Origin of the sequence: Microcoleus pseudofavosus SVA1_A4, from assembly GCF_036700565.1 — a bacterium.
In the GTDB taxonomy this organism is placed as follows: domain Bacteria; phylum Cyanobacteriota; class Cyanobacteriia; order Cyanobacteriales; family Microcoleaceae; genus Microcoleus.
Window position 1 is genome coordinate 44,599 of the sequence record NZ_JAUBPE010000021.1, and the last position, 19,287, is coordinate 63,885.

The 19,287-nt window shown below is 41.7% G+C and carries 9 protein-coding genes and 1 pseudogene; 5 read left to right on the forward strand and 5 right to left on the reverse strand.

Translation table 11 applies throughout. From position 1 onward, the window contains the following. Positions 1–7 precede the first annotated feature (7 nt). Together rppA and QUA02_RS11500 are read right to left on the reverse strand one after the other, a co-directional pair. Positions 8–685: a two-component system response regulator RppA gene (rppA, locus tag QUA02_RS11495; RefSeq protein ID WP_333027702.1), complete on the reverse strand. Its 678-nt coding sequence runs from the start codon at positions 683–685 to the stop codon at positions 8–10. A 65-nt stretch (positions 686–750) separates the two neighbouring features. Continuing rightward, positions 751–1,134: a nuclear transport factor 2 family protein gene (locus QUA02_RS11500; protein ID WP_333027705.1), complete on the reverse strand. Its 384-nt coding sequence runs from the start codon at positions 1,132–1,134 to the stop codon at positions 751–753. A 94-nt stretch (positions 1,135–1,228) separates the two neighbouring features. Between QUA02_RS11500 and QUA02_RS33620 the strand changes: the two are divergent. Beyond that, positions 1,229–1,552 (forward strand): annotated as a pseudogene (locus tag QUA02_RS33620) (YnfA family protein). A gap of 123 nt (positions 1,553–1,675) precedes the next feature. Further along, positions 1,676–2,062 (forward strand): hypothetical protein, encoded by a 387-nt coding sequence (locus QUA02_RS11505; RefSeq protein ID WP_333027707.1) that lies wholly within the window; start codon positions 1,676–1,678, stop codon positions 2,060–2,062. 235 nt (positions 2,063–2,297) lie between these two features. On the opposite strand, the gene QUA02_RS11510 is transcribed toward QUA02_RS11505, so the two are convergent. Continuing rightward, positions 2,298–8,975: a non-ribosomal peptide synthetase gene (locus QUA02_RS11510; RefSeq protein WP_333027708.1), complete on the reverse strand. Its 6,678-nt coding sequence runs from the start codon at positions 8,973–8,975 to the stop codon at positions 2,298–2,300. Positions 8,976–9,423: 448 nt separating this feature from the next. Continuing rightward, positions 9,424–14,877 carry a trifunctional serine/threonine-protein kinase/ATP-binding protein/sensor histidine kinase gene (locus QUA02_RS11515; protein ID WP_333027711.1) on the reverse strand — a complete coding sequence of 1,818 codons (5,454 nt, stop codon included), beginning with the start codon at positions 14,875–14,877 and terminating at the stop codon, positions 9,424–9,426. Positions 14,878–15,579: 702 nt separating this feature from the next. Here QUA02_RS11515 and QUA02_RS11520 point away from each other — a divergent pair. Beyond that, the gene (locus QUA02_RS11520; RefSeq protein WP_333027713.1) at positions 15,580–16,641 is read left to right on the forward strand and encodes a cation-translocating P-type ATPase; all 1,062 of its coding nucleotides are present in this window, start codon (positions 15,580–15,582) and stop codon (positions 16,639–16,641) included. Positions 16,642–16,657: 16 nt separating this feature from the next. Here QUA02_RS11520 and QUA02_RS11525 read toward each other — a convergent pair whose 3' ends face one another. Continuing rightward, complete coding sequence (locus tag QUA02_RS11525) at positions 16,658–17,830, reverse strand: RNA-guided endonuclease InsQ/TnpB family protein (protein ID WP_333027714.1); 1,173 nt, start codon at positions 17,828–17,830, stop codon at positions 16,658–16,660. Positions 17,831–17,919: 89 nt separating this feature from the next. Between QUA02_RS11525 and QUA02_RS11530 the strand changes: the two genes are divergently transcribed. Together QUA02_RS11530 and QUA02_RS11535 are read left to right on the forward strand one after the other, a co-directional pair. Further along, complete coding sequence (locus QUA02_RS11530) at positions 17,920–18,498, forward strand: cation transporting ATPase C-terminal domain-containing protein (RefSeq protein WP_333027717.1); 579 nt, start codon at positions 17,920–17,922, stop codon at positions 18,496–18,498. Positions 18,499–18,579: 81 nt separating this feature from the next. Continuing rightward, positions 18,580–19,107 carry a hypothetical protein gene (locus QUA02_RS11535; RefSeq protein ID WP_333027720.1) on the forward strand — a complete coding sequence of 176 codons (528 nt, stop codon included), beginning with the start codon at positions 18,580–18,582 and terminating at the stop codon, positions 19,105–19,107. Positions 19,108–19,287 lie beyond the last annotated feature (180 nt).

A 19,287-nucleotide genomic window follows, 5' to 3' on the forward strand; every position in this document is an offset into this window, starting at 1 on the left:
ACGATCGTTACTTTTCAGGGGAAGTCAGGCGATAACCCATACCGTAAATGCTCTCAATCCAGTCTGCCGATCCTACAGCCTGCAAGCGTTGGCGGAGTTTGCGAACTAGAACTGCGATCGCATTGCTCTCTGGTTCAGTCCCCCATTCCCACACGCCTTGTTCAATCTGATTCCGAGTCAAAACTTGCCGGGGATGGCGCATAAAATACTCCAACAACTGAAACTCGCGACTGGAGAGGGAAACGGTTGCACCTTGTCGCTCAACGGTAAGAGTATCGAGGTGGAGGTGCAGATCCTCAAGGCTGAGCGTATCTCCTTGCCAAAGGGGTGATCGCCGTCTTAATGCCCGCACTCGTGCCATGAATTCAAGCAAATCTATCGGTTTCACCAGGTAGTCATCTGCGCCTGCGTCCAACCCGGTCACTTTTTCAGGCGTGGTGTCTCTTGCCGTGATCATCAAAACCGGAGCTGTTTTCCCTGCGGCTCGATACTGACGGCAGAGATTTACGCCACTGATATGTGGCAACATCCAGTCCAGGATCAACAAATCATAATCTTTTTCTGATAACAGCCACTGCGCCGTCTCTCCATCTTTTACCCCATCTACACTATGTCCTGCCTGAGACAGCACTGTTTGTAGCGGCATCAGTTGCTTTGGGTCGTCCTCCACAATTAGGATTCTCATAATATTTCCTTAATTTGGCTTATAAACAATGAGAATTGCTGTTATGGCAGAGAAGTTTGAACTGGTTAGGACTCTGGGGTGGACGATGGAAGTGGACAGACTTCCATGGCTTGAATCAAGCCGCGATCGAGGGTGAATCGATGGCCCACGTGCTCATCGACAAGAACTGCTCCAGCCAAGTCACGCACGACCTGATGCACATCGACCAAAATGCGCCCGATCTCCTCCGAGTAAAAGGAAACCGGCTCGACGTGCGGATCGATCTCGCTCCATTGCTCCGTCCAGTAAGCGCGAACTTCTTCAGGCCCACGGACAAAACCGCCTTTGAACGCTTTGGGCCAAGCCACGTCCGCAGTCATGAGGGCAAGGGCAGCGTCAATGTCTCGCGCGTTGAAGGCTGCGTAGGCCGCATGGAGCAGTTCGATTTCTGGTGCAGGTTGATCTGACATAAGTTGATCTGACATAAATAGTGCAAGGGTTTCAAAATGAGAATTGCTGTTGATATGCCGATGGAATTTACCTATTTTAAGTATTAATCTAAAAATGCCAACACTTGCTTTTTTTCTACTTGCAGCTCTCGGAGAAATCTCCGGGTGTTACGCTTTCTGGGCATGGGTCAGACTTGAAAAGAGTATTTGGTGGATTGTTCCAGGCATTTTAGCTTTAATCAGTTTTGCGCTTTCTCTAACTCAAGTCAATGCTTCAAATGCTGGAAGAGTATATGCTGCCTAGGTCGGTATTTACATTCTTACATCTCTGGTTTGGTTGTGGCTCATTGAAGGAGTTAAGCCAGATAAGTGGGACTTGCTTGGTGTTACAATTTCCCTGATGGGAACCGCTGTAATTTTGTTCAGCCCACATCGCTAATCGGTGTGAATATCGAACTGGAACAGTTGACGCATCTCCCTTGAGTAGGATTTCAGTAGAGCGATCGCTGCACTAAAGTGCAAATGGAGCGCGGGCCAAGCGTTTAAAACAAATGGGTGTAGTATGTGGCAGGTTACTAAACGTTGGCTAAAAGCGTCAGGAGTAGAGTTCTGGTTGCCGTTGCCGTTTGTGGCGATCGCGTTTTGGTTGGGCTCCAGTTTTCTGACGGCTCAAGAATTGCGACAACCCCACACAACAGAGAACAAACTTCAGGCAGATACTCAGCTTCAAGCAACTCTGTCTATCAACATATTGCTGATCAATGCGGTCATCAATCGACAGCAAGGAACGACCCAGGTTGAAGTGAAAACAGCAGAACCTATTTGGAAGCGATTGGAATTAGAATTGCCGATGACTGACACAAACCAGATCGAGGAAGCGATCGCTCAAGAACTTCAGTTATCGCGTCAAAATGTTCGGCAGTTAGTACGCTACGAAATTGTTCAATGAGGCTGTTGTGTCAATAAATTATCCCTATTATGTCACTTTGGTCAGAGAAAAAGGCTTTCGCCTTGCGATCTCTGGATTTTAGCCATTCTCAATAATTTAGGCTTCGCAAGGCGAAAGCCTTACAAACCAATAGTTCCAGAAAATTATCTCCCCGAAGTGACAAAAGAGGACTACTGTTCGTCAAAATAAGTAGACAATATCTATAATTCTTGGAAGAACATATATATTGGAGGCGTTATCTGTAGTCGGCATTTAGAGAATTGGTATAAGGCGCGGTTAGTCTTAACTCCAGTAAAAACCCACTCTGAATTAAGTACGAGAAGTAAGTATTTAACAATCTTTTATCTATAGGTGGACAGCTAATGCTGCTACCAGCTAAACCATCGATCGCCTTCTGAGAATCAAAGCAAATACTTAGACTTCTGACTGTCTGTAAAGATACGGCTTCATCAGAGAAAAGGCCGATCAGTGGATGCAAAGCATTTTCTGTTGAATTTTCAACCAATTTTAATAACTCAAAGTTCCACTGTTTATAAGGAATGCGTTCGAGTGAGTAGCCAAGAGAGCGAATGAAATCGCAAAGCTGATTCCAAGGCATGGGGTGAGGGTTAACTAAATGGAAAGCTTTCCCGACCAATTCTTTTTGTTTGGATAAATGAACGATCGCTTGGCTAATATAATCCACAGGAGTCATGTCCACCATGATGTCTAAATCAGGTGTTTTTCCCATTTGAATGCAGCTTTTAAGCATTCTGCGGAGCAGATCGGCAGTATTGCAAATACCCGTTTGGCTGTCTCCTGAGATAAATCCCGGTCTATAAATATAAACGGGTAGCCCTCTAGAATAGGCAGTCATAACTAATTTTTCAGCTACCCATTTACTTTGATCGTAACCTTCACAAAGACTTTCACTATCAGGTAGTTCGTCTTGTTCTCTAACTACTGTATTTTGCTCGTAAGTATCCGAAGAAAATACGCCAATGGTAGAAACGAAATGCACGGGTTTTACTTTGATAATGGAGGCTAATCTCAAAACTTCCTGCGTACTGAGAACGTTTACCGCTTTTAATGCAGAGTATGGATAAATCAGATTTGTTGATGCACCATTGTGGTAAATTACATCTATTTTGCTTGCCAGTGCGCGAAATTCATCTGATGTAAATCCTAAAAATGGTTGAGATAAATCTCCTAAAACTGGGATGATGCGGTTGCTGATAGGTTGGTTATAAAGTAAATAGCGTTCTAGACTTTTTTGGATTTTTTCGATGCCTTGTTCGAGGTTGGATGCTCTTACCAGGCAATAAATATTTGCCTGCGTTTGGTTTAGTAAGTCATTAAGTAAGTGAGTACCCAGAAATCCGGTTGCTCCTGTTAATAAGATGTGAGACGGGTTTTTATCCCATTCAAAAGTAATATTTTCAGCAGAGATTGTAGGATCTAGAATTGCTTCCGCGTTTAGATTGATAATTTCTTTTTGTGGTGATGTAGAATTGAAATCTGGGCGACTAGCGAGAGCGATCGCATCCGCAATTCCAGCAATAGTCGGTGCTTCAAAGAATTGTCTTAGTGATACTTCAACCTCAAAAGCATCTTTCACTTTAAACATTAACTGAGTAACTTTTAAAGAATGCCCGCCTAGATCGAAAAAGCGATCGTAAATGCCAACTCGATCGATACCGAGAATCTTTTTCCAGATTTCAGCTAACTTTTCTTCCACAGGAGTACGAGGCGCAATGAATGCTGTTTCTAGTTCTTCTCGATTTCCTTCTGGCGCTGGTAAGATTCGTCGATTTACTTTTCCAGAAGGAGTTAAAGGCAGTGCTTCTAAAAATACAAAAGCATTAGGAATCATGTATTCAGGCAATTTTTCTTGCAAAAAGTGCCGCAGTTCGTTCGTAGAAGATGCTAACTCTTTGGAGGCAACTACATAAGCAACTAAACGCTTGTCGCCTGGTATATCTTCCCTAACAATAACAACAGCTTCTGCTAGGTTTGGGTGTTGTGCCAAAGCAGTTTCGATCTCTCCTAACTCAATCCGAAAGCCGCGAATTTTTACTTGGTCGTCAATTCGACCCATATACTCGATGTTACCATCTGGTAAATAGCGGGCAAGATCGCCAGTTTTGTACAGTTTTGAGTTTTGAGTTTTGAGTTTTGAGTTTTCTTTTAATTCAGAACTCAAAACTAAGAACTCATCACTATTTAAGAATGGGTTTTCAATAAACCGTTGGGATGTTAAATCTGGTCGGTTGATATAACCATTGGCTAAACTAACACCACCGATGTAAAGTTCTCCGGGAATACCAATAGGTACTGGTTGTAATTGTGAATCGAGGATGTGGATTTGGGCGTTGCCAATAGGACGACCGATCGAGGGCAATTTAGGCCAATTTTCAGATGAACCAGCGAGCGTAAATGCCGTTACCACATGACTTTCAGAAGGGCCATATTGATTGTGCAAAGTGCAATCTTTTAGCTGACTAAACCAATTGACGATCGCTCGACTAATTTGTAACTGTTCGCCAGCCGTCATAATTTCTCGCAAACTATGAGGTACGGTTCCTCGTTCCTCAGCAACCTCAGCTAGATGTTGAAGGGCAATAAAAGGAAGAAATAAACGTTCGATCGCTTCATCTTGGAGAAGTTGCAATAAAGCTACTGCATCTTTCCGAATCATGTCTGAAATTAACACTAAAGTGCCGCCAGAACACCAACTGGAAAAACACTCCTGAAAAGAAACATCGAAACTGATGGGGGCAAATTGGAGAGTTTTAGTAGCAGGAAAAGCGAAATTTTGTAATTGCCAATCGATTAGATTCACCAGGGGACGGTGACTCATTGCTACCCCTTTAGGTTTGCCTGTAGAACCTGATGTATAGATAACATACGCTAAATGGTCAGGTAATACGGCTGTGGAGGGGTTATCTTGCGGGCGTTGGGCGATCGATTTCCAGCCCCGATCTAAACAGATTGCTGGTATCCCATACTCTAATAGTGGCGGCAATAAACTTGCCTGAGTTAGCACTACTGGAACTTGGGCATTTTCCAACATATAAGCGATCCGTTCTTGCGGATAAGTTGGGTCGAGAGGTAAGTAAGCTGCACCTGCTTTTAGGATACCTAAAAGTCCGATCGCCATTTCCAGCGATCGCTCTACGCAGATACCAACTACTGTATCTGGCACAAGGCCTAGCGATCGTAAATGATGCGCTAATTGATTCGCCCGTTGATTCAACTCCCGATAAGTGAGTTGCTTCCCTTCAAAGATAACTGCTACCGCATCGGGAGTTCGTTCTACTTGAGTTTCAAATAACTGGTGGACGCACTTATTATGCGAATAATTTACTCCAGTAGCATTCCAATTTATCAACTGCTTTTGTTCGGCAATTGTTAACAGAGGTAACTTTGAGATAGACCGATCGGGATTGGCAACAATACTCTCCAATAAAGTAATAAAATTTCCAACCATCCGGGAAATAGTAGCGGCATCAAATAAGTCCGTATCGTATTCAAAACGACCGATAATTCCTTCCGGCTTTTCTTCTAATTGAAGAAACAAATCGCATTTTGACGTACCGATATGAATGTCCATCTGGTTGACTTGCCAATCCTTAGAATCCAAGGTTGCAATTGGTGGTTCCAAAATAAACAAGACTTGAAATAATGGATTCTGACCCAGCTTTCTTTCTGGTTGAAGTTCTTCCACCAACTTCTCGAATGGCAATTCTTGGTGATCGTAAGCTCCTAAAGCTACTTCTCTTTCCCTGGAAAGTAACTGTCGGAAACTGGGAAAACCAGAAAGGTCAGTACGCAGGATCAGCGTATTGAGGAAGTACCCAATTAATCCTTCAATTTCCGGTCGGTTTCGCCCACCAGTAACAGTGGCGACGGGAATATCTTCTTGTCCCGAATAGCGGTAGAGCAAAATTTTGAATGCCGCCATCAATGTGATGAATAAAGTCACACTCTCCTGACGGGATAGAACTTTCAAAGCCTCAGTTAAACTCTTGGAAAGTGCCAGAGTTTGCATTGCGCCCCGAAACTTTTGAACTGGGGGGCGTGGATTATCGGTGGGCAAATGTAGCGGGGGCAAATCTGCTAATTGCTGTTTCCAGTAAGCTAGCTGTGGCTTCAGTAATTCTACTTGTAGTTGTTGCCGCTGCCAGTAGGCAAAGTCGGCATACTGAACGGTTAATTCTGGTAGGGAGAAGGGTTTGCGATCGCAAATAGCTTCGTAGAGTGCCACCAGTTCGGGAAATAGCACGCTGTATATAGAAACCGCATCTAAAATAATGTGATGTACGGTTATATATAGTCTGTAATCCGTCTCGCTGAGTTGAATTAGAGTAGCTCTTAGCAACAAATCAGAGGTAAGATTAAAAGGTTGCCGTGCTTTTTCTGTGACTAACCGCAAAGCTTCTATTTCGCGATCGCTTTCTGACGCTATTTCTTGAAGATTAATTAATGGCAGAGGTAAATAGCAACTTGGCTGAACGATCCGAATTGGTTGCCCATCGAAGACAGAAAAATTGGTTCGCAGAATTTCGTGGCGATCGATAATTTGGTTGAAACTTTGTTCTAACGCTAATCTATCGATCGAACTCGGTAAGTAAATTGTAAAGTGTTCGTTATAAAAAGGATTATCCGGTTCCAATTGCGCCAAAAACCACATCTGTTGTTCGCCAAAAGATAGAGGCAAATTCTGGCTGCGGTCAATCACTTCGATTGGAGAAAGTGGCAACCTTGAGTTTGTTTGAAGTTCTGTTTCTATTTGCTGGGCTAATTCGGCTATTGTGGGTGCTTCAAACAAAGAACGCAGAGACAATTCTATTTCAAGCGTATTTCGGATGCGAGAGATAACTTGAGCAGCTAGTAACGAGTGTCCTCCACATTCCCAAAAATTGTCATGAATCCCAACTCGCTCTAATCCTAAAATTTCCGCCCAAATTCTTGCTACCACTTCTTCAACCGGAGTACGAGGAGGAACAAAAGGCATTAACTCAAGCTCTCGTTCCAGTTCTAAAACATCTGTGTTTTCTACAATCTCGCTAACCAATTCAATATTGTTATTTGGCCGTTCATCTATGATTTGTCTCGGTGACGGTAGCGCTTGACGATCCAGTTTTCCGTTGGGAGTTAGCGGCAATTCTTTCAGGACAACAAAGTTAGAAGGCACCATATATTCGGGTAACTTCTGTTTTAAGAAGTTACGGAGGGTACGGGTAACGGTGCGTTGCAAAACTTTCAAAAGTTTCTGTTGTTCTAGGAGATAATTTAAGCTAGCTTGGATGGTAATTTGCTGTGTTGGCGTTAGCTCGAACTGAATCCCAGTTCGCTGTTCTTCTTGCCATACTACTTTACCTTCTACCCACAAAAATTGAGAATTTTCTGGTAGCTGTAGGTGCAAGCGGACGCGACTACCTCGCTCTAAAATTTCTGTCATTCCTACTAAGCTAATACCACCTATTGAAATGTCTTCGGTGGTTACTTCTATAGTACGATTACCATCAAATCCAACCAAGCAAGAACTTTGATAAGGTATCCGTTCTGGGATGAGATTAGAGACGATGTAGGCGACTAAACGCTTGTCACCCGGTACGTCTTCGCGTGCGATCGCAACGGCTTCCCGCACGTCAGGATGTTGTCGCAAGGATGCTTCAATTTCTGCTAATTCAATCCGAAAGCCGCGAATTTTTACTTGATGATCGATCCGCCCTACAAATTCAATATTACCGTCTGGTAAGTAACGAGCCAAATCACCAGTTTTGTATAGGCGCGAACCTGGTTCATTACTAAAGGGATTGGGAATAAATTTCTCTTGAGTAGTTTCGGGACGGTTGAGGTAGCCTCTTGCTAGTCCCACACCAGCAATGTGGAGTTCTCCAAGAATGCCGATGGAAACGGGTTGGAGATGGCGATCGAGAATATAGATTTGAGTATTATCGATCGGACGACCGATGTGAGGCAATGTATTCTTTGTGCCATCGCCGACGACTAAGCCAGAAGTCGTGACTACAGTATTCTCAGTCGGCCCGTAATTATTGACTACTTTGAAGGGAATGGAAGCTGATGGATGCTGATGAAGCTGATCTCCACCCGTCAGCATGATTCGCAAAGTTCCATCAAAAGGCCATTGTAGCGACAACAGCTTTTCTGCTATGGGGGTAGGTACAAAAGTAATTGTTATCTCTTTGGTCAATAGCCAATCGCGCAGTTTTTCTGGAGACAGAAGAATATCAGGAGCGATTAAATAAATACTCGATCCTGATGCTAAATAAGGCCACACTTCCCACACAGAAGCATCAAATGCAGTTCCAGCTAGCTGAGTAGCCCGGTCTAATGATGTTACCTCAAAGGCGCGTTGGTGCCAGAAAACTAGATTTAACAGCCCTGAATGGGGAATCAAAACCCCTTTGGGCTTTCCTGTTGAACCGGAGGTGTAAATGACATAAGCCAAGTTATCGGGCGTTACGCCAGTGGTGGGAGGAAGTTCACTTTCGGTAGAGATTTCTTCCCAATCAGTATCCAAGCAAACTACCCGTGCTTGATGTTTTGGTAACGAGACAATCAGTTGTTTCTGAGTTAATAGAATTGGTAGTTGCGAATCATCGAGCATATAAGCGATGCGCTCAGATGGATAGGCAGGGTCTATAGGGACGTAAGCACCGCCAGCTTTAAGTACGCCCAGGATTCCCACGATCGTATCAAAGGAACGTTCGACGCAGATGCCTACTAACACTTCTGGCCTTACTCCGAGCGATCGCAGGTAATGCGCCAACTGATTCGCTTTTACATTCAGCTCTCGGTAAGTTAATTTTTGTCCTTCAAAAACCACCGCCACAGCATCCGGTGTACGCTCTACTTGAGATTCAAACAGTTGATGAATAGCTCCACCTTTCAAACGATCGGACATTTGATGTTTCCTCTAAGTAATTATACTAAGTGACTGATTGTAAGCGATTATCTAGAACTTTCTCTCTGAAGCAATGCTCAACTAAAAGCCTTTGTGTTTAGCGAAAAGCTTGACAGGTTCGAGCTAAGTTTAAAGCTTACTCTTCTGTCCGCTATTTTTTGGATCGGTGCTACTAAATATAGGTTACTCCAAATTGAAAAAAATCACAAATTTAGGAGCGATCCAAAATTATCGGGACTTAGACAACTTTTTGGCTTAAATGGAACTGTATTCCTTTCTGGGAAGGGGTTTTAGGTCGAAGGGGGTATATGAGGCTCAAACCTAGTCGTAGCCAGAAAAAACACAAATCGACCTAAAATCCCCTTGGTGACTGGGTTTGAGCCTGTTTTTAAGCTAACTTCTGTCTAAGTCCCGTTATTTACTACCTTCAGAATCAACCAAATAAAATCTACACTAGGGAGCTTGACTTTTGGCGATTTTGCTGATTTACGGGAATCTCAATTATGAACTCCGCACCTTGACCTGGTGCTGAAACGCAGTTCAGTTGTCCGCCATGTTTTTCAACCACAATTTGATAACTAATAGACAACCCCAAACCCGTTCCAGAACCAACGGGTTTGGTTGTGAAGAATGGGTCAAATAGTTTAGTACGCACTTCTTCTTTTACGCCAGTTCCATTGTCAGCAATCCGTATTCTTATCCAATCGCAATCTATTACTTCAGTTACGATAAGAATCGTGCTAGAATTTTCCTTCATCTGTGTTTGCGAACGATGGCGATCGCGCTGCTCTAACGCATCAATAGCATTAGCAATAACGTTCATAAATACTTGATTTAATTGCCCTGGGTAACACTCTACTAATGGCAGTTTACCATAGTTTTTAATTACCTGAATTGCTGAATTATCTGCCTTTTTATTCAAACGGTTTCGCAAAATTAACAGCGTACTTTCAATACCCTCATGGATATCTACTGATTTGATATCTGCTTCATCTAAACGAGAAAAACTTCTGAGTGACAAAACGATTTCGCGAATACGGGTTGCTCCCAGTTGCATTGAAGAAAACAATTTAGGTAAATCTTCCAATAAGTATTCCAACTCAATTTCTTCAATATAATTTTGAATTTCTGGTTGAGGACTAGGATTGCTGTCTTGGTAGAGAGCAATTAAATGTAATAATTGTTCGCTATATTCGCTAGCGTGGCTTAAATTACCATAAATAAAGTTGACTGGATTGTTTATTTCGTGAGCAACACCAGCAACTAATTGTCCCAAACTAGACATTTTTTCAGTTTGGATAAGTTGTGCTTGAGCTTGCTTTAGGTCATCCAAAGCTTTTTGTAATTTAATTGCTTGATCTTTTGATTTATCATTTTTTTCGCTTAGTTCAAAGGTGCGTTCTTTCACCTTTTCTTCTAGCGTGCGGCTGTATTCTTCTAAATTTTTATAAAGCAAAGCATTTTCTAAGGAAATAACTATTTGCGTCGAAAGGATTTTAACGATTTCTAAACGAGCAGGTGTAAATGCCCCAACGGTTAAATTATTCTCTAAATAAATTATTCCAATTAGTTTATTTTGATTGATAACTGGAGCACATAAAATGGATTTAACTTGAGCTTTAATGATATACGAGTCTTTGACAAATATTCCCTCTTTTGCGGCATTATTTAAAACAACATTTTCTTTTGTCCTAGCTACGTAATTTATTAAAGAAACTGGTAAATTTGGACTGTTTTCTATAGATATCGATGTCCACAAAGTTATTTGTTCTTGTTCTACAGTACCAGTTGCTTTGAGCGTTAAAATACCATTGGTTTCTAAAACAAGGCAGCTAGTTTGAGCGCCTGCATTTTCCATTAAAACTTTTAGCAATTTGTCCAAAAATTTATCAAGTACAATTTCGCCAGCAAGAGCTTGCGATGCTTTGATTATAGTTGCTAAGTCTAAAACATCGGCTTTAGTTCCGAAGCTTGAAGAACTTGTCGTAACAGTTAGTTCTCGACTAGAAGTTTCATTAGAGGTTAAAGATAGTAATTGCGGGTATTTTGATTCCAAATCTTTAATTTTTGCTATTGCTCCCCAACGAACATAGCAATAGTATGACTCTAGTAAATATGTTTGAGCTATCTTTTCTCTTCCAAGACTACGATAAAATTCTGCTGCTTTTTCATTCGCTAGTGCTTCTTCGTGAATATAACCTTGCTCTTTGGCTCCTTGAATTGCTAGATCGTAATATTCCATTGCTGGCAGTATATGCCCTAAAATTTTAGCCTTTTCTGCGTCTACTAAATAATATTTGTGTTCGTAATTCATGGGAGCATATAACGACCATTTTTTTAATTTAATTTGGTTTGCTTCCACTTGTTTCAGGTTGATTTCTCTATCAATTTCTCCTACAATTGAACATTGTGCAAGTAGAATCATAGAATAGTAAAAATTTTGTTCGCTTGTATGTACCAACCCAGCCGAATAACCAGAATATTGCTCAGCTAGCTTTGCATAACTAACTGCTTCTGCGTAGTTTTGAAGTAAATATAAAAATATTGATTTGGAAAGATACGTAGAAAAAAGTAAAGCACCATTGTTTGATTCAGTAAAAATAGGTAGCATTACTTCTTCATCAAACAAATTACCGATTGCTCTACATTCATTTTCGGTCTTATTTAAAAGTTTCAAAACTAACTGTCGCCAAATTATAATAGCCAAGCTCAAGTAATTTTGTTTTAAATTAACTAATATGTTTGTGTAAATAGTTTGTTTAGCACACACTTCATTTAGATGCTCGCCTACAAAAAAAGGATAAACTGAAGTGTAAATAGCCGCGTAACCAGCATACTCTAAATCACCACTCTCTAAACCATATTGAACAGCTTCTTGTAAAGGTTCTATGGTTTCTCTAACATGGCTTACCCAATGTTTGATATGAACATAAAATAGTTCATACACTTTAGCTTTAACTTCTTTAGCATTGAATTTTTCCACTAAATTTATTCCTAATTTACCGAACTGATATCCACTTTCAATGTTGTCTATTGAAGTACAAAGGAGCAAGCCATGAAAAGTATAAGCGAAAGCAGATAGTGCTGAATTTCCATATTTAATGCAAATATCGATCATCGTAAACACGATCGGTGACAAAAGCGCTGGATTCATTACATAAGCAGGTGTTATCGCTTTAACTAATATTCGCATGGCCGCAAGTTTATCGGGGTCAGTCATTTCTGGTAAGTTGCTTAAATTGCCGATATCTAATTCTTCAGGCAATTTTTCAACTAAAGGTTCTCCTAACATTTCCAGCACTAACAACGATGTATCAAGCGCTAGTTGCATCTGATTGAGAGAAATATAAAATTGAATTTTTATTTCGTATGTTTTGACTTTTTCTAAAAGCGAAGTAGCTTGTTTTAAAACAATATCCCCAAGCAGAGTTGAATTTTCAAAGTTACCATTTAAATATTCTACTTCTACTGCCTCTATATACAGCGACAAAGTTAATTTATAATTACTATACCAGCTATCTTCTGCAAGTAGTTCTAGACCGAAATTTAAGTATCCCTGCGCGAGTTCATAAGCTGCTGCTGCCTTTGCTTTCCGCGCAGACAACAGATTTAACTCAGCTAGCTCTTGTTTAGTTATTTCACTTGTAATTAACTCTATAGCGATATTTAAGTGATTGACAATATCAAAAATTTTCTCTTCTATTTCTGTTGTTTTAGTATTCTTTAGCAATAGTTGACCGACTTTTAAATGAATTTCTTTTTTTTGCTCTGCTGGAATCAAAGAATAAGCGGCTTGTTGAACGCGATCGTGCAAAAATTTATACTCAATATTTAGAGGTAAGCTACTTTGGTTTTCGATTGCTTCAACTAATGGTGATGGGGTATTCAAATCTTCAGCCAGAGGAATTTTATAAGCACCGCTTAAAGGAAAAATAAAATCTTCTTGAAGTGCTTGCCAAAGCTCGTTTGCTGTAGATGATAAAGATTTTTCATTGACTATTGCTAGATCGTTTAATGTAAATGTATTACCAATACAAGCTGCTACTTTTAAAACATTTTGCGTAAAACCAGGAAGTTCTTCAATTTTGTTAACCATTAATTCAACAACATTATCCGTCATTTTAACTTGGTTAATTTGCTGAATATCCCACTGCCAATTACCAGCATTTAGATCGAATGAAAGTAGGTCCTCTTGGTAGAATGTTTTAAGTATTTGAGTTATAAAAAAGGGATTGCCAGCCGTTTTGTTAAAGACTATTTCTGCTAAAGGCAAGGCTCTTTCTAATTCGCAGTGAAGCGTGTCTGCAATTAATTCATTAACTTGAACAGTATTTAAAGGTTGTATATCGATCTGATTTACTTTAACTCCAGCTTTTTGAATTTCATTCCAAAGCAACCTCAATGAATGAGTTTCGTTCACTTCGTTATCTCGGTAAGCTCCAATTAACAAAAAGTATTGACTATCTAATGACATCATTAGTAGCTGGAGTAATTTTAATGAGGCAGAATCAATCCACTGTAAATCGTCTATAAAAAGAACTAAAGGATGTTTTTTACTGGTAAAAACACCCAAAAACTTTTGAAAGACTAAATAAAATCGATTTTGTGATTCTCCAGATTCTAATTGAGGAATAGGGGGTTGCTGCCCCATAATTAATTCGACTTCAGGAATGACTTCAATAATAACTCTGCCATTTGTACCCAAAGCTTTTAATAATTTTTCTTTCCAGATTTGGATTTTTTTTTCACTTTCAGTTAATAGCTGGCGAATCAAGGTCTGAAAAGCTTGAATTAGTGCAGCATAAGGAATACCGCGTTTAAATTGATCGCATTTTCCAGAATTAAAATAACCCTTTCGCCGCACAATTTGTCGATCGATTTCATTAATCAAGGCTGTCTTGCCGATTCCTGAGTAACCGGAAACAAGTATCATCTCACTCTTACCTTGACTGGTTCTTTCAAAAGCAGCGTTTAGGGTAGCAATTTCTCCATCGCGACCGTAAAGCTTTTGGGGTATTTGAAATTTAGCAAAAACATCATGCTGACCGAGAATGAAATTTTCAATTCTTCCATTAGTTTGTAGTTGAGTTAAACACGCTTCAAAATCTGCCTTAATTCCATAAGCACTTTGATATCTATCCTCAGCAGTTTTGGCTAATAATTTCATCACGATCTCAGATACTACTTTCGGGATAGTTGGATCTAGTTCATGCGGTAAAGCGGGTAATTTGGCAATATGACTGTGAACGAGTTCCATCGCATCTGTAGTTTGAAATGGCAACTGTCTAGTCAGCATTTCATAAAATGTGACACCCAAAGAATAAAAGTCAGTACGATAATCAATCGCGCGATTCATCCTACCCGTTTGCTCTGGGGACATATAGGCCAAAGTTCCTTCTAATAGATCGGGATTGCTGGCTAGATATTTTTCTTGCGTAAGAAGTGATGCAATTGAAAAGTCTGCGATCTTTATTTTTAATGTTCGCTCGTTAATAATGATGTTATCGGGCTTGATATCTTTGTGTATAATATTTAGTTTATGTACTTCTTCTAAAGCTTTAGTTAATCCAATTGATATTTGCAAAAATACAGATAAATCTATAATTTTACCAGTTTGAAAAAAGTTTTTCAGTGAATTACCACCAAAATCTTCTAAAACTATAGCTATATAATTGTTAGATTTTTCTATGCTATAAGCTTTGATAATGCCTTCTGAATCTAAGTCTTTTATCAATTCATACTGATGCTTAAATACATAAATGTCTTGACTGGAAGGATATGCCTTTTTAAGAATTTTAATAATAACAGGTTGACGATCTCGAATTCTCCGCGCTCTATAAACTAGAGTTATTAAACTATCGTGAATTTTTTCTAAGTATTCATAACCTGCAATAATAAACATGGCTTTTTCCTGGTTGTCAGCAGAAAGTTTATAATTTTGAGAATCGTAATAGACTTATCTTAGTTTTGCATCAGTAATTTTACGAGTAATTTTACGGTTTCGCTCCTGCAACTTATACCATTTATCTAAAAATATGCTACAGTCCGCATCGTTGACTTTACTACATATAATCAACCAAAAGATTACTACTGTTGCATGACTTTGGAGAACTGGTATTACCCCTCTTTTGTCACTACAGGGAGAGAAAAAGGCTTTCGCCTTGCGCTCGCTGGATTTTAGCCATTCTCAATAATTTAGGCTTCGCAAGGCGAAAGCCTTACAAACCAATAGTTCCAGAAAATTATCTCCCCGAAGTGACAAAAGAGGGATTACCCTATGGCTTGCAGCTACCCAATTTATCTATAATTTGGCGGTTGAAACCGCTACTACACAAACGAAGTGCGCCTACGCGGACTAAAGAATATGGGATATCGCCAGTGGTTTTCCCTCTTCCCTCTTCTTTCTTCTCTCTTCTCTTCCCTAGCCCCTAGCTCTATTTATTTTCAATCTTAGCTCACAAATGCGATCCACAAGCGATCGGTAAAAATTGGGTGTTCACTTTTAGATCACATTTGTCAACGACGCTAGAGAGATAGCGAAACAGGCAACCTTGTCTTACGGCAGTTGTGTTGCTCTTTTATTACAAGTTTGGGGAAAGATACGATGACAGCAATAGATAGCACAAAATCAACGAAACAGCAATGGCATCACCTTTCCAGCGAGCAAGTTGTCCGTCTGCTGAAAACTGATTCTAAGATGGGTTTATCTTTTACAGCAGTAGCGGAACGGCGCGATCGCCTCGGGCCCAATCAACTAACGGCTCAGAAGCAGCAAAGTGCTTGGCTGCGATTTCTTCAGCAACTGAATCAGCCGCTAATCTACATTTTGTTAGCTGCTGGGATAGTAACAGCATTTCTGAAAGAGTGGATTGATGCAGGTGTAATTTTGGGAGTTGCTCTAACGAACGCCACCATTGGTTTCCTTCAAGAGTCAAAGGCAGAGAATGCGATCGCCGCTTTAGCAAAATCTGTTTCAACTGAGGCAACCATTCTCCGCAACGGTCAAAAGCAAGTGGTTCCATCCAGTGAACTGGTTCCTGGCGATCTCGTCTTGCTGTCTTCTGGGGATAAAGTGTCTGCGGATCTGCGGCTGATCGAAGTCCGTGACTTACAGGTCGATGAGTCAGCGTTAACGGGAGAATCTGTCCCGGTTGAGAAGGAATCCCAGGCGCTAGAGGCAGACACTCCACTGGCCGATCGCACGAACATGGCGTATACCGGAAGCCTGGTAACGTTTGGACAGGGACGCGGACTCGTCGTCAGCATTGGTGACATGACCGAGACCGGACACATCTCCCAACTCATGCAGCAAAGTACCACACTGGAAACCCCACTGAGTCGCAAAATTGACAAATTTAGCAAAACCTTGCTCTATGTCATTTTAGGTTTGGCTGCCTTCACCTTTGTCGCAGGCATTGCCCAGAGATTTTCTTGGGTTGAGGTGTTCAAGGCATCTGTGGCGCTTGCAGTCAGCGCAATTCCTGAAGGCTTACCCGCGATTTTAACGGTGACACTGGCGATCGGGGTTTCCCGGAGGGCAAACCAACACGCCATTATTCGCAAACTTCCGGCAATTGAGACGCTGGGTAGCACCACCGTGATTTGTTCCGACAAAACCGGAACCTTGACAGAGAATCAATTGACATCCACCCCGCACTCTCTGTGACGGGGATTCCTAAGACTCACGACTTAGGTTTCTGCTTCATAGCACCAGCCTTCGGAGATTTACTCTCGGAAGGTCTTACAGTCGCTCCACAGACAGTAACCGCAAGCCCTGCGGCCAGAATATTTTTAGCAGCATTAACATCTCGATCGTGATGTGTGCCGCACTTAGGGCAATCCCACTCTCTGGTCTTCAAATGCAACTTATCAACGATATGTCCACAATTTCCACAACGCTTAGAACTGGGAAACCATCGATCAATTTTGACAAAGTTGCGACCATACCAAGCGCACTTATATTCAAGTTGCCTAACCAATTCTCCCCAACTAGCATCGCTGATGGCAAGGGCGAGTTTCCGATTTTTGACCAGATTCTTCACAGACAAATCCTCGACGGCAATCGTTTGATTTTCACGTACCAATCGAATCGTCAGCTTGTGAATAAAATCCTTTCTGGCATCAGCAATTTCTTGATGCACCTTTGCAACTTTGAGCCGTGCTTTGTGGCGATTGTTCGACCCTTTCTGCTTTCGACTCAATGCCTTTTGAGCTTTCTTGAGTTTGTGGCGTTTTGCGTTAAAGCCTTTGGGATTGGCAATCTTTTCACCGTCACTCAAAGCAACCAGACTTGTGACACCCAAATCAACCCCAATCTCATTGGAGCATGGAGGCAATGGTTCAATCTCCACATCCACCAGCAAGGAAACTGTCCATCTTCCAGCAGGCGAGAGCTTCACCGTGATAGTTGTTGGTGTTGCGCCTTTGGGCAACTCTCGACTCCAGCGAATCGGCAACGGCTCAGAACACTTGGCAAGGAACACTTGCCCGTTTCTGAACTTGAATGCAGATTTGGTAAACTCTGCACTCCCACCGTTTCGTTTTTTCTTGAAAGTTGGATATTTCGCCCGTCCCTCAAAGAAATTCGAGAACGCTTTCTGAAGATGTCTCAATCCTTGCTGCAATGGTACACAGCTAACCTCCGACAGAAATTGCAAGTCATCTTGCTTTTTCCATTCAGTCAACAATGCCGAAGTATCGCTGTAACCGACTCGTTTTTTCTCGTCATACCAAGCCTGTGTTCTCACAGCAAGGGCGCGATTGTAGACCAAACGAGTACAGCCCATCGTTCGTCTGAGCAAGGTTTCTTGCTCAGGCGTGGGATAGAAGCGGTACTTAAAGGCTCTCTGTGTCATGTCTCACATTATAGCAATTATTCCGTGAGATATCTAGGTTCTAATGTAAAGCCGTGCTAGAAGCACGGGGTTTCCACCCACAATTTTCGATGACCATCTTGATTGCCGTACTTTTGGCAACCCCGCTACCCATTTTGCCAGTACAAATTCTCTGGCTGAATATGGTCAGTTCAGTTGCGTTGAGCTTACCGTTGGCATTTGAGCCGCCCTCTCCCGATGTCATGCAACAGCCGCCTCGACCTGCCAATGAACCGCTGCTGTCTCGCAGGCTGATCGCCCGGATTCTGGCAGTTTCACTCTTTAACTGGATTGCGATCTTTGGGATGTTTGAATGGATCGTCCAAACCACAGGCAATGAAGCTTTAGCCCGGACGATGGCAATTCAAGCGTTGGTTGCCGCAGAAGCTTTTTACCTGTTAAGCATTAGCCGCTTTGTTCCGGCGATCGTGGCCAAACTGCGCGGTAAAGATGAATCAGTTGGCTATGCTGTGGCGATCGGCATTGGGGCTATTTTCATTCTCCAATTCCTGTTTAGCCAATGGGGCACGATGAATCAGTTATTTGACACTGAAGCTTTGAGCGCAATCCAAGGCTTAATTTGTATCGGATTCGGACTGCCAATGATTGCTTTGTCAGCTTTGCTAAAGCGTTTTGCACCTCTGAACTAAGTAGTTTTTGTGATCTGGCCATTCAAAGCGGCTTTACACACTATTTACCAATTTTGTAGCGTTGAATATTGAATATTTCTCATGAATTACCAAAACCTCAAACGTGCTAGCGGCCTATTTACCGATCGTCGAAACGCAAACCATGCGCTAGTTGAACTAAAAAGCAGGGGCTTCCCCATGCACAAGATTTCAGTGATTGCTAAACCTTCAGACAATGATGATTTGGACTCTCTGGGCGTGCAGCAAATTTTAATGACAAGAGCAGCAGGCGCACAAGTAGGCGCGGTCTTAGGCAGCATACGACTAGGTTCACTAGCCTTAATTGTTGGACTCAGCAGCCTGCTAATTCCCGGTATTGGCCAGGCAGTAGCGGTGGAAAGCATTTTAGCAACTTTCTTTGGAAGTGGGATTGCTGCAACTGCTGGCGGTCTGTATGGCGCACTTCAAGGATGGTTGGTGCCAGAAGAACAAGCAAGAATGTACAATAACAGATTTAACCAGGGAGATTATTTGATCGTCATGGAGGCAAGAGAAAATGAGATCGTGATTGCTGAACCTGTCCTTAAACGTTGGGAGATTCTGACGTGGCGTGTCTGTGATGCTACATAAATTCAAGGTAAGAAAGGACGATTACCTTTGAGGAATTTATTCCCGCAAATCAGAACGTCCAAAACCACTTAAAAATTTGACTGTCGATGGCTTTGGGCGATCGCTCTCCTACTCCTTACAGATGGATCGACAACTTACAGTACCCGCCTTAGCGGCAAGCGCGATCGGGTCGGCAACACT

Excerpts from the sequence above, each read along its gene's own strand:
- QUA02_RS11505 (WP_333027707.1), top strand. The coding sequence starts at position 1,676 with ATGTGGCAGGTTACTAAACGTTGGCTAAAAGCGTCAGGAGTAGAGTTC.
- QUA02_RS11500 (WP_333027705.1), bottom strand. The coding sequence starts at position 1,134 with ATGTCAGATCAACCTGCACCAGAAATCGAACTGCTCCATGCGGCCTAC.
- QUA02_RS11515 (WP_333027711.1), bottom strand. The coding sequence starts at position 14,877 with ATGTTTATTATTGCAGGTTATGAATACTTAGAAAAAATTCACGATAGT.
- QUA02_RS11535 (WP_333027720.1), top strand. The coding sequence starts at position 18,580 with ATGAATTACCAAAACCTCAAACGTGCTAGCGGCCTATTTACCGATCGT.
- QUA02_RS11525 (WP_333027714.1), bottom strand. The coding sequence starts at position 17,830 with ATGACACAGAGAGCCTTTAAGTACCGCTTCTATCCCACGCCTGAGCAA.
- rppA (WP_333027702.1), bottom strand. The coding sequence starts at position 685 with ATGAGAATCCTAATTGTGGAGGACGACCCAAAGCAACTGATGCCGCTA.
- QUA02_RS11520 (WP_333027713.1), top strand. The coding sequence starts at position 15,580 with ATGACAGCAATAGATAGCACAAAATCAACGAAACAGCAATGGCATCAC.
- QUA02_RS11510 (WP_333027708.1), bottom strand. The coding sequence starts at position 8,975 with ATGTCCGATCGTTTGAAAGGTGGAGCTATTCATCAACTGTTTGAATCT.
- QUA02_RS11530 (WP_333027717.1), top strand. The coding sequence starts at position 17,920 with ATGACCATCTTGATTGCCGTACTTTTGGCAACCCCGCTACCCATTTTG.